10 protein-coding genes are annotated in these 12,133 nt (G+C 51.2%); all 10 read left to right on the top strand.

Translation table 11 applies throughout. The features are described from left to right. Nucleotides 1-5: 5 nt before the first annotated feature. Entirely contained in the window at nucleotides 6-2,579 is a 2,574-nt protein-coding gene (locus ACJJH9_RS08895; RefSeq protein ID WP_444924994.1) for a DNA internalization-related competence protein ComEC/Rec2, read from the top strand. A gap of 73 nt (nucleotides 2,580-2,652) precedes the next feature. Beyond that, nucleotides 2,653-3,276, top strand: a complete 624-nt coding sequence (locus tag ACJJH9_RS08900) for a MotA/TolQ/ExbB proton channel family protein (RefSeq protein WP_252085810.1) — start codon at nucleotides 2,653-2,655, stop codon at nucleotides 3,274-3,276. 15 nt (nucleotides 3,277-3,291) lie between these two features. Beyond that, complete coding sequence (locus ACJJH9_RS08905) at nucleotides 3,292-3,711, top strand: ExbD/TolR family protein (RefSeq protein ID WP_252085811.1); 420 nt, start codon at nucleotides 3,292-3,294, stop codon at nucleotides 3,709-3,711. 116 nt (nucleotides 3,712-3,827) lie between these two features. Further along, nucleotides 3,828-5,642: a lipid A export permease/ATP-binding protein MsbA gene (gene msbA, locus ACJJH9_RS08910; RefSeq protein ID WP_444924995.1), complete on the top strand. Its 1,815-nt coding sequence runs from the start codon at nucleotides 3,828-3,830 to the stop codon at nucleotides 5,640-5,642. A gap of 8 nt (nucleotides 5,643-5,650) precedes the next feature. After that, a complete protein-coding gene (gene lpxK / locus ACJJH9_RS08915; RefSeq protein ID WP_444924996.1) occupies nucleotides 5,651-6,685 on the top strand; it encodes a tetraacyldisaccharide 4'-kinase in 1,035 nt (344 codons plus the stop codon). Beyond that, nucleotides 6,675-7,442 carry a 3-deoxy-manno-octulosonate cytidylyltransferase gene (gene kdsB, locus ACJJH9_RS08920; RefSeq protein ID WP_444924997.1) on the top strand — a complete coding sequence of 256 codons (768 nt, stop codon included), beginning with the start codon at nucleotides 6,675-6,677 and terminating at the stop codon, nucleotides 7,440-7,442. The genes lpxK and kdsB overlap by 11 nt, the downstream gene beginning before the upstream one ends. A gap of 10 nt (nucleotides 7,443-7,452) precedes the next feature. After that, complete coding sequence (gene murB / locus ACJJH9_RS08925; protein ID WP_444890390.1) at nucleotides 7,453-8,469, top strand: UDP-N-acetylmuramate dehydrogenase; 1,017 nt, start codon at nucleotides 7,453-7,455, stop codon at nucleotides 8,467-8,469. 481 nt (nucleotides 8,470-8,950) lie between these two features. Then, nucleotides 8,951-9,604, top strand: coding sequence for a response regulator (locus ACJJH9_RS08930; protein WP_252085817.1), 654 nt, complete (start codon nucleotides 8,951-8,953; stop codon nucleotides 9,602-9,604). A gap of 39 nt (nucleotides 9,605-9,643) precedes the next feature. Then, the gene (gene uvrC, locus ACJJH9_RS08935; protein WP_444886106.1) at nucleotides 9,644-11,458 is read left to right on the top strand and encodes an excinuclease ABC subunit UvrC; all 1,815 of its coding nucleotides are present in this window, start codon (nucleotides 9,644-9,646) and stop codon (nucleotides 11,456-11,458) included. Nucleotides 11,459-11,564: 106 nt separating this feature from the next. After that, nucleotides 11,565-12,131: a CDP-diacylglycerol--glycerol-3-phosphate 3-phosphatidyltransferase gene (gene pgsA, locus ACJJH9_RS08940; protein WP_252085819.1), complete on the top strand. Its 567-nt coding sequence runs from the start codon at nucleotides 11,565-11,567 to the stop codon at nucleotides 12,129-12,131. The last annotated feature ends 2 nt before the right edge of the window (nucleotides 12,132-12,133 follow it).

Genomic DNA, 12,133 nt, shown 5'->3' on the forward strand with positions numbered 1-12,133 from the left:
CAAGGATGAGAACCATAAATCCTGTACAAAAAAAGTGCAGGCTGGATGTGGATTGGGACCCTAAGACTACTCTGTGGCTATGGAGCCCTACGCTGGCCCTTTGGGTCTTCTCTCTATCAGTTGCTGCCATTGGTTTGTTGCCGTCTCTACCAGAAATAGGGGGAGTACTGTGGCTATATATTATTGCCTTCCTATTGTTGGTTTCCCTCCCTCAAACACGCGCTCTCTGCCTATTACTTGTCATCTCGTTGCTCGGTGCTCTCTGGGCTTTATCGAGCAATAAAGCCGCGCTTGAGCAGCGTTTATCTGAATCGGCTCATGGCATTGATCAACGCCTAAGGGTTGAGGTTGTATCCCTCCCCGAGGTCAGGAGTAATCCAGCGTTACAGAGGGGTGCTACCCGGGATATACGCTTCCAGGCGAGAATACTGGAGCCGGGGCCGGGGGAAGTTCATTCAGGTAGCCTTCTTTATCTCACCTGGTACCGCGCAGATGTTGAGGTGCAAAGGCTGCTGCGAGGTAATAGCCACTGGGATTTACCGGTGCGGTTAAAGCGTCCACGCGGTAGTGTAAATCCCCATACCTTTGACTATGAGGGCTGGCTCTTACGGCGGGGTGTTTATGCAACGGGGTATGTGCGCCCGCAAAATGGTGACCCACAGTGGTTGAGCCAGGGCATGGGGCTATCCGCCCTGCGAGATGCTTTTAGGCAGAAGCTTCAAAGGCTACCGATAAACCAAAGCGCCCTGGTTACAGCACTGTTACTAGGGGATCGCAGCGGCCTTTCCCGTGCCGACAGTGACCTGTTAAAGCAGACAGGGACGGCACACCTTTTGGCAATATCGGGCCTGCATGTGGGCATGGTGGCTGGGTTTTTACTGCTGTTGGGGCAGGTATTGGCGAGGGCTCTCGGGGTATTGATGGGGACCTGTCCCAGGTGGATTCCGATGTTGTTGGCGCTTATTGGCACTCTAACCTATACCTTGTTGGCTGGCGCTCCTCTCTCCGCCCAAAGGGCCCTGGTGATGACCTGGGTATTGCTGCTGGCTTGGCATTGGCGGCGACGGGTAGGCGCTGGCTTGGCTTTTTCTCTCGCTTTGGCATTAGTGCTAATTATCCAGCCATTGGCTTTCTTCGGAGCCGGGTTTTGGCTGTCATTCGCCGCTGTGGGTGCGCTTCTCTTGGGGTTTTCTGGGCGTAGCTCTGTTAGGCAAGAGAGGACAACGGAGAACGGTGTGGAGGGAAGTGAGGCGAGTGCTCATGTGGGGATGAAAAGGCACGTGGAAGCTTGGTTTTTACGCTGGTTCTCCACCTTTGTACAATTATTGCGCAGCCAATGGCTGGTGGCGCTGGGTTTGATTTTACCCTCGGTAGTGTATTTTTCTGGGTACAGCTCTGGCGGGATGCTGCTGAACCTGATGGCAATTCCCTGGCTTGGTTTGATAATACTGCCGGCCTTGATGCTTGGCACCTTACTGTTAGGGACTGGCCTTGGAATCTGGTGCTTTAAATTTGCCGACTGGCAACTGACTCTTCTCATGGAAATGCTGAAGTATGCCCGGGATTTTGTTCCTACCTGGCAGCCTTTGATAACGCCTCAAAGCACAACCCTGCTTGTCTTATCTGCACTGGGCGCCCTGTTATTAATCTTACCCAGGGGTGTGCCGGGACGATATCTGGGCTGCTTGTTTCTGCTTCCTTTGCTCCAATCTATGCTGCCTGTTTCGACACCAGGTCGTCAGGGGCTTACTTTCACCGCTTTGGATGTTGGCCAGGGTCTGGCTCTCTCGGTCCGCTCCCAAGAAGCGCGCCTTGTCTTTGACACCGGACCTCTCTCGCCATCGGGTTGGAGTGCTGGAGGGGCCATTGTTGCTCCTTATTTGAGTGGAGTCGGGGTGAGAGAACTCGATGTGTTGGTTGTCAGCCATGGTGACAGGGATCATGCGGGTGGGGTGGCGGCGCTATTGCAGTCACTGCCCGTCAATAATTTCTATGCTCCAGGGCAACTGGGAAAAAAACTGGTGGGGGATTTTGATATTCGAGCAGACTCCTGTGTCGCGGGTGAAAGGCTTTATTTCGGTGAGCTCTCTGTACGTTGGTTATGGCCACTGCAAAGAAAAATTGATGGAGAGGAAAATGATCAAAGTTGTGTGGCTCTAATTGAATGGCAACAAGTGCGTATTTTACTTACTGGTGATATTACAAGCTCGGTAGAACGCCGTCTTGTGGAGCTTTATCCAATGGAGAAGCCAGTAGATTTATTGGTGGCGCCTCATCATGGTTCTAAGACTTCTTCATCCCAGACTTTACTGAGCTGGGCAAGGCCTGAGCGAGTGATATTCAGCGCAGGCTATCGTCATCATTTTGGCCATCCCCATGCGAATGTAGTCGCACGTTATCGTGCGATGGATACACAAGCTTTTAATACAGCACAAAGTGGAGCTGTCGAGCTTTCTTGGAAAAGAGGCACCTCGGAGCCTGTGATCAGCTGGGGTCGTTCAGCGCCACGGTTTTGGTATGCGGATCACAATGGCGAGGCTGAGCCGAGTGGAAGACTTAGCCGCCGAGAGCAGCTGTGATAAAGTGCGACTCCTGCGTCTAAGATGCAGAAGAAATTCCTGAAATCCCTCTCGCTGTTTAGGGCCAAGAAAAGTGTTTGAAATAATAAAATCTGGCGGCTGGTTGATGTTGCCGATCCTGTTGTGTTCCGTTGCTGTTATTGCTATCAGCATTGAGCGTTTTTGGACGCTGAATCCCCAGCGTATTGCACCGCGCACTTTACTTGGAGAAGTGTGGGGGTGGCTAAAAAGCAACCAGGTCAATAGTGAGAAACTTAAGGAGCTACGTGATTCCAGCCCACTCGGACGAATTTTTGCCGCAGGACTTTCCAATTCCCGCCACGGCCGTGAAGTAATGAGAGACAGTATTGAGGAAACTGCAAGCCAGGTAGTACACGAGCTGGAGCGTTTCCTCAATGCCCTCGGCACCATCGCCGCGATTGCGCCATTGATCGGTTTGCTTGGGACTGTCATCGGTATGATCCAGGTTTTCACGGCAATTATGCTGGAGGGCACCGGCAATGCGGGTATTTTGGCCGGTGGTATCAGCCAGGCTCTGATTACTACAGCGGCGGGTTTGACTGTGGCGATTCCAGCGCTAATGGCGCACAGATACTTCCAGCGCCGAGTGGATACTATTGTGGTAACCATGGAACAGGAAGCCGTGAAGCTGGTGGATGCCTTACACAGTGACCGCAAAATTGAAAAAGCGGCCTGAGTGAGGTAGCAATAGATGCAATTTCGCCGCCAAACCAAAGAGCAGGATGGGGTAAACCTTACGCCATTAATCGATGTGGTCTTTCTTCTGCTGATTTTCTTTATGGTGTCGACCACATTCACCAAAGAGAGCCATTTGAAGTTAAATTTGCCCGAGGCCGCTGGGCCTCAGGCAGAAGAGCAGCCTCGTTCTGTTGAAATTCTGATCAGTGCCGATGGTTCTTATTCGGTAAATGGCCAGGGGTTGATCAACAAAAAGTTGACCACTTTGAAATCTGCGCTGTCGGAAGTTTCTGCAGGCGAGTACAATCGCCCGCTTGTGATAACCGCCGACGCTACAGCTCACCATCAGGCTGTGGTGCGGGCAATGGATGCCGCTGGACAGCTAGGCTTTGTCAACCTAAGCATTACTACACGGCAACCAGAAGAGAACTAGCGCGCTGGGCTTTGCTTTAATGCCAGGGATGGACGATTAGCCTTGCGAGCGTACTCGCCCCACTGCCTAAGGGGTTGGGGCGAGTCCAGTCATTGGTCTGTATGAAGAAAGTAACCATGCCCCCCCGTAAACCACAGCACGGGGCGCACACCTATCGTCGTTTACTCGCGTACGCTCGGCCGCACCTAGCGATTTTTGCTGTTGCAGTGCTGGGATTTTTCCTGTTTTCCACCATGGGCGTCAGCTTAATTGCCGTTACGGAGCTGCTGTTAGATGCGGTGGGCGCTGGCATCCAAGAAAGCAGAGGTTTTCTCTCGAAATACGTAGCCTCCTATTATCCCGATGGGGTAATGCCACAGGAGACTGCGCGTTGGCTGGTACCTCTGGCCATGCTCATCATTATTCTGCTGCGTGCGATTGGTAACTTTGTTGGCAGTTATGGTCTCGCCTATGTGGGGCGCGCAATTATTCACCAGTTGCGCTCGCAGTTGTTTGAGAAGATTGGCCAGCTGCCTAGTGCCTATTTTGATCGTTACACGGGTGCCTACCTGATTTCCAAAGTCTCATACAATGTTGAGCAGGTTACCAATTCCATTACCAAGGCGGTTAAGGTTTTATTTCGCGAGACTTTTACTACCGTTGCGCTGCTGGCTTACTTGTTGTTGGTGAACTGGAAGCTGACATTGACCTTTTTCCTTTTTGCCCCCTTGATTGCTCTAATCGTGCGTACGGTGGGCAAACGATTCCGTAAACTGAGCCATCGCATCCAAAACTCCATGGGTGATGTCACTCATGTTACCCAGGAGGCGATTAATGGCTATCAAGTAGTACGGATGTATGGTGGCCAAGAATATGAGAATTCACGTTTTGAATCTGCCAGTGACAATAACCGCCGACAATTTATGAAGCTGGTGGTGGCCAACAATGCCAGCGTGTCGGTGATTCAGATTCTGGTTGGCCTATCTACTGCAACTATTGTGTGGTTTGCCCTGGCTCCGGGTATGGTGGAATCCATGACCGCGGGGGTCTTTGCCGCTTATATTGGTGCCGCAGCTTCTCTGGCCAAGCCTGTTCGCAGCCTTTCAGAAGTTTTTGCAGATATTCAGAAGGGAATTGCCGCCGCGGAAAGTATTTTCGAAGTAATGGATACCCCCAGTGAGCCAGAGGGCGGCCGCGAGGTGTTGCCCAAGCCGGTGTGTGGTGCGGTTACCTTTGAGTCTCTCGATTTTAGTTACGATGAGGCCGCTCCCCAGGTGCTGTCGAATATTAGCTTCTCGGTGGAACCGGGCGAAACAGTTGCGCTGGTAGGGGCGTCGGGTTCCGGTAAAACAACGCTTGCCAGTCTGCTGGCGCGTTTTTACGAGCCTACTGGCGGGCGCATCCTTCTTGATGGAGTCGATATTTCAACGGTTCCCCTACAAGATTTACGCCGACATATCAGCATGGTGTCCCAAAATATCGTCCTATTTAACGACAGCGTCTATCGCAACATCGCCTATGGCGATTTGGAAGGGGCACCGAAAGAGAATGTCTTGCGGGCTATCGAGTTGGCGCATGCGGCTAACTTTATTGAGGAGCTACCTCAAGGTTTGGAAACTGTATTGGGAGACAATGCCCAGATGCTTTCCGGTGGCCAAAGACAGCGATTGTCTATTGCGCGGGCGCTATTAAAAGATGCACCGGTATTGATTCTCGATGAGGCAACTTCAGCACTGGACAATGAATCAGAGCGCCATATCCAGTCGGCTCTGACAGAAGTTATGAAAAATCGCACCACCTTTGTGATAGCCCACCGTCTCAGTACGATTGAAAGTGCCGATCGAATCCTGGTTATGGAGAAAGGGCGTATCGTAGAGAGCGGCAAGCACAGCGAACTGCTCGCCCGCGGTGGGCGCTATGCCACATTATTACAACAGCAGACAATGGGTTAGGGCACTGGATGTCACTGGAAGACTGGTTCAACAAGCGCTGGTACAAGAAAGACGGTACAAGCCCTGCCTTATCTCTGCTTACGCCTTTGGAGTTGCTCTATAGCGGAGTGAGTAATCGGCGCAGGGTGATCAGTTCCCGCACCCCACCGGAACCACTATCGGTACCTGTTATTGTTGTAGGCAATATCACCGTCGGTGGTGCCGGTAAGACGCCATTGGTGGCAGAGTTGGCTCGCTGGCTAAAAGAGAGGGGTAAAAATCCCGGGATTGTTAGCCGTGGCTATGGCGGTCGTGCAGAGCAATATCCCTACCAGGTAACTGCTCAGTCTCACCCTCTGGAATCCGGTGATGAGCCGCTGATGTTGCATTTGATCACCGGGGTACCGGTGATGGTTTCCCCCAATCGCAGCGAAGCGGCGAGGGCGTTAGTTGATTACCACCAGTGTGATGTGATCCTCTCTGATGATGGTTTACAGCATTACAGCCTCTGGCGAAGCTTTGAAATCTGCGTGGTGGATGGCAGTCGCGGTCTCGGTAATGGGCATATGCTCCCTCGTGGCCCTTTGCGGGAACCCGTTAGTCGTTTACAGAGTGTCGATTTGGTGGTGAGTAATGGCGAGCCTGAAGCCAGTGTGAAACAGCAGTGCGGTGCGCTACTGGAATACCAGATGACTCTGGAGCCTGCCTGCTGGCACCAGTTTAACCTTGATCAGACCTCTACGCTGCGCCTGACCTCAGGCCCTGAGCCAGGCCCCTGCCATGGGGTGGCAGCGATAGGAAACCCCAAACGTTTTTTCCGCGCACTGCAACGTATGGGCTACAAGGTGATGGAGCAGCCCTTTGCGGATCATCACCAGTTCAGCCCCCAGGAGCTGCATTTCGATGGCGAGACACCAGTGATTATGACGATGAAAGACGCGGTGAAGTGTCGCGATTTCTGGGAGAGTCACTGGTGGGCGCTGGAAGTGCGTGCCAAGTTGCCAGATCTTTTTTATCAGAAGGTGCACCAGCACCTGCAACAGTTCTCCAAAGATGAAAAATAAACACTCATTTGATGTCATTATTCCCGCCCGCTTTGGCTCCAGTCGTTTACCGGGCAAGCCCTTGGCAGATATTGCCGGCAAACCCATGGTTCAGCATGTCTTTGAGAGGGCTTGCGAGAGTGATGCAGAGAGGGTCATCGTTGCCACCGACGATATGCGAGTAGCGGAGGCAGTTCGTGGCTTTGGCGGTGAGGTGTGTATGACCTCTGCTGATCACGCATCGGGCACTGACCGCCTACAGGAAGTCGCTGTTAACCTGGGTTTAGCCGATGACCGTATTCTGGTGAATGTACAGGGGGATGAACCCTTAATTCCCGCTCAGGTAATTAATCAGGTAGCCGCTAACCTTGCGGAAAATACCCGCGCCGGTGTGGCTACACTGTGCGAACCTATTCTTGCGGTGGAGGATTTCTGCAACCCTAATATTGTTAAGGTGGTTGCTGCACAATCCGGGTTAGCCCGCTATTTCTCCCGTGCGCCGATACCTTGGCCGCGCGATGCCTTTGCTGTGCACGCAAATGAGTTGCCGCAGGGGTTGGAACCGCGCCGTCATATCGGTATCTATGCTTATCGTGTAGCGCTGCTGCAAAGTTTTGTTACTTGGCCAGTGGCGCCGCTGGAGCAGTTTGAAGCCCTAGAGCAGCTGCGTTTTTTGTATCACGATGAGAATATTCATGTGGCTGTTGCCTGCGCGGAGGTGCCCGGTGGTGTAGACACCGAGCAGGATCTCCAGCGAATGCGTGAGCTTCTCGGTTAAAGTTACCTGCATGATAGAAACTGATATTGACCTGCAGCCCCACAACACCTTGGCAATTTCGGCTCGTAGCGCCCACTTTGCCAGGGTGCAAAACCTGGATCAGCTGCGAGAGGCATTGACCTTTGCCAGAACACAGAAACTACCAATCTTACCCTTGGGGGGTGGTAGCAATGTTGTGTTGACCGATGATTTCCCTGGTCTTGTTATCCAGGTCGACTTGCGAGGACTTTTAATAGAGCCCAATAGCCAGGGGCATACTATTGAAGCTGCGGCTGGGGAAAATTGGCACCAGCTGGTTATGGCTACTGTTACCAGTGGCATAGGTGGACTTGAAAATCTTGCACTGATTCCCGGTAAGATTGGTGCGGCACCGATCCAAAATATAGGTGCCTACGGTATCGAATTGTGTGATCGCTTTACAAGCTTGCAGGCCATGGAAGTGGCCACAGGTGAGCTGCACGACTTTACTAAAGACGATTGTGGTTTTGCCTATCGGGATAGTGTTTTTAAAGGGCGTCTGCGCGACCAGTATATTATTACCCAGGTGAATTTGCAGTTGCCACAAGACTGGCAGCCGCGCGTTGACTACCCGGCACTGCGCCAATATATTTCGCAGCACAATTGGGATGCAAACCACCCGACACCTACTCAGATTGCTCAAGCAGTTATTGATATCCGGAGTAACAAACTGCCTTTGCCTACTGAGATCCCCAATGCTGGGAGTTTTTTCAAAAACCCGGTGGTAGATACGGATCTCTATCAGAGTCTAAAAGCAGAGCATCCCGATCTAGTTGCTTTCGCGGCCGGCGAGGATTGGAAGCTTGCCGCTGGTTGGTTAATAGATCGCGCTGGCTGGCGTGGTTTACGGCGCAGTGCAGTTGGTGTCCATGAGCGCCAGGCACTGGTGCTGATTAATCCTGGTAGGGGAGCAGGCCGTGAATTAGTACAGCTTGCTCAGGATATTGCTGCCGATATACATTCAAAATTTGGTGTTTCCCTCGAGCCGGAGCCACGCTTTTACCCTTAAAACTCAGTAAATAAACTGCCTTTCGAGTATTCGCAAAGTGCGAGCCCCAAGTCCTGTCTGGTTTTGATGACAGGACTTTATACTGGTTTCTATAAAGAATTCTGCTATAGCTGTTAGAAATATAAAATCTATTGACTATTGCAAAGTACAAAAAATTTTTTTATTTCTTGAATTTTCGTTTCCTCAAGTCATGCGGCAAAGGCCGGCTTGAGTGCAGAATGATTAGCTGTTACGTTTCTAGGTTATAATTAATCGCTATATACAAGCCAAGATCCTGCGGCTAAACATCAGTTAAACAACATTTGAGACGGTTGTGGCGCTTTGCAGTAGCGTTTTTGTCTGGTATGTTGCGACTGGATTCTTGGGGAGGATCTGCGCGGAGTAGTTTCTCCGTGAGTAAAAAGAAGAACGCAGTTCAAGAGCACGCGCGAGGGGATTGTACGCCGCGTAGCCACTGCACTTATCCGTAGTTGGGGATAGCTTGATCAAAGTCTTAGTGGTGGATGATCACGACCTTGTGCGAATGGGGATTTCGCGCATGTTGAGTGACGTCGAGGATATTGAAGTTGTTGGCGATGCGAATTGTGGCGAAGAAGCGCTGGAATTCGTGCGTGAGACTGCGGTTGATGTCATCTTGATGGATGTAAAAATGCCAGGAATGGGTGGCTTGGAGGCGACCCGCAAGCTATTAAACCGCTGTCCTGAAGTCAAAGTAGTGGCTGTTAGCGCCCTGGATGACGACCTGTTTCCTGGCCGCCTAATGCAAGCCGGTGCTATGGGCTATGTGACCAAGGGGGCAGATCTTGAAGAGATGGTGCGTGCAATTCATACAGTAATGAATGGTGGAGTTTTTATCAGTAACTCCATGGCTACCAAAATGGCTCTGCGCAATGTCTCAGGTCAATCGGATAACCTTTCTCCCTTTGAAAAACTTTCTAAACGTGAGTTGCAAACTGCGGACATGATTGTGAATGGAGCCAAGGTTGCTGAGATTGCCAAGTCCCTTTCGGTCAGCCCTAAAACCGTAAATAGCTACCGTTATAGGATATTTGAAAAGCTGAATATTAACAGCGATGTGGAATTGACCTTGCTTGCCGTCAAGTACCAGATACTCGACCCCGAAGCAGCGCTCTAATATCCGTGTATTTACTGAAGCGGCAAGACCGGTTGTCAGATGTTCGATAGCAAGCGTTTTCTCTCTACAGTTACCCGTAAGCCTGGCGTCTATCAAATGTTCGATGCCAGTAACCATATACTTTATGTGGGTAAGGCGAAAAATTTACGCAATCGGCTTGCCAGTTATTTTCGCAGCTCTGGGCTCACAGCCAAGACCATGGCGCTGGTGCAGAAGATCGGCAACATCGAAGTAACTGTTACTCGTAGTGAAACCGAGGCATTAGTACTCGAACAGAGCCTGATTAAATCCCAGCGTCCGCCTTACAATGTGATGCTGAAAGATGATAAGGGCTATCCTTACATCTTTCTTTCCAGTGTTGACACTTTTCCCCGTATAGCACTCCATCGTGGAGCTAAGCGAAAGAAAGGCCGCTATTTTGGTCCTTTTCCCAACGCCTCTTCTGTACGTGATAGCCTGAATTTTTTGCAAAAGACCTTTCGTATTCGCTCCTGTGAAGACAGTGTGTTTCGCAATCGATCCAGGCCCTGCCTGCAATATCAGATTGAGCGCTGTACGGCACCCTGTGTAGACTTCATCAGTCCCGAGGAGTATCGCCAGGATGTACGCCACGCAGAAATGTTTCTCACTGGCAAGAGCGATAATATTATTCGTGAACTGGCCGATGAAATGGATGAAGCCTCAAGAGCGTTGGAGTTTGAAAAGGCCGCGCGCTTCAGGGATCAAATATCCGCACTACGGCGTCTTCAAGCGGATCAAGTGGCAGAGGGTGATACAGGGGATGTTGATGTCCATGGTGTTGCCACCGAGGGTGGTAGCTGCTGTGTGCATGTACTTTTTATCCGACAGGGGAGAATTCTTGGTAGTCGCAGCTTTTTTCCCAGTGAGCGTTTGGGCTTAAGCCACCCTGAATTACTTTCGGCCTTTGTGGCTCAATTTTATCTCGGTAGTCCAAGAGAAATTCCCCGTGAAATTCTAGCCTCGGAATCTATAGAAGATGTGGTTCCGCTGCAGCAGGCACTCGGTGCTCAGGCAGGGCGAGACATTTCAGTTACCCATAAACTGCGAGGCAAGCGCGCTACCTGGGTGGAAATGGCCCAGCAAGCGGCTCAGCAGAATTTAAGTAGCCGCACTGCAGCGCAGCAGAAGTTGTTTAGTCGTTTTGAGGCCCTTCAAGAAGTGCTTGGACTGGAACAGTTGCCTGAGCGGCTGGAATGTTTCGACATCAGCCACTCCTCGGGTGAGGCCACGGTTGCTTCTTGTGTGGTTTTTGATTCAGGCGGTCCAGTTAAGTCAGATTATCGTCTCTTTAATATTGATGGCATTCAGGCTGGTGATGATTACGCTGCAATGGGGCAGGCACTTAAGCGTCGCTATACGCGCCTATCAGGAGGTGAGGGTAAGTTCCCTAATATCCTGTTAATTGACGGTGGCAAGGGGCAGGTCAGTCAGGCGGTGGACACCCTCAATGGTCTGGGCGTTGTAGGTGTTCAGATAATCGGAGTGGCCAAGGGCACTACCCGTAAAGCAGGTTTTGAGACCTTACATATCGTTTCCAGTAATCAGGAACTGGTACTTTCGGCGGACTCCCCGGCATTGCACCTGATTCAACAGGTTAGAGATGAGGCCCATCGATTTGCAATTACCGGGCACCGCGCGCGGCGTGACAAAAAACGAAGGGAGTCCCCTCTGGAGGGTATTGCTGGCGTGGGCCCCGCACGTAGACGCGCGTTGCTTCGCCATTTTGGCGGTCTTCAGGAAATTAAGAAGGCTACAGTGACAGAAATTGCTAGTGTAGATGGCATCAGTCGCAAGCTTGCGCAGGATATATACTCGGCACTACATCACGAGTAAAAATGCAGGGCACAGGCGGCGGATTTTTTCTCCGGGTTTCTCATTGAGCGTTTCAATTTGTCCCACAGCTTGATAACGTACGCCCTCCGCAAGAACAGAGAAAAGTATGACACTCGCCAACCAACTTACACTGCTTCGCGTCGCACTGATACCTGTCCTGGTTTTGGTTTTCTATTTACCTTATAAATGGAGTTACATTGCTTCTGCAGTTATTTTTTCAGCTGCCGCAGTTACCGACTGGCTTGATGGCTACCTGGCAAGGAAACTTAATCAGAGCACTGCCTTTGGCGCCTTTCTTGACCCTGTTGCAGATAAGTTAATGGTAGCTACTGCGCTTGTATTGCTTGTGGGTCTGCACAAAAGTGCCTGGTTCACTGTGGCTGCAGCCATTATTATCTGCCGTGAGATCGCGGTCTCAGGTTTGCGCGAGTGGATGGCAGAACTGGGGCAGCGCAGTAGTGTTGCTGTGTCCTATGTCGGGAAGATAAAAACAACTGCACAAATGGCGGCAATCATAGTTCTTCTCGCTTTTGATGTCCGCGACTTTCCTGTAATGGAAACGCTGGGCTATCTACTGCTGTATATTGCCGCGGCTCTGACCCTTTGGACCATGGTGATGTACTTACGCGCAGCCTGGCCTGTATTGATGGCTGATAATCATAAGTCTCTGTGATC

The organism is Microbulbifer mixtoriginis (SeqCode), assembly GCF_052466715.1.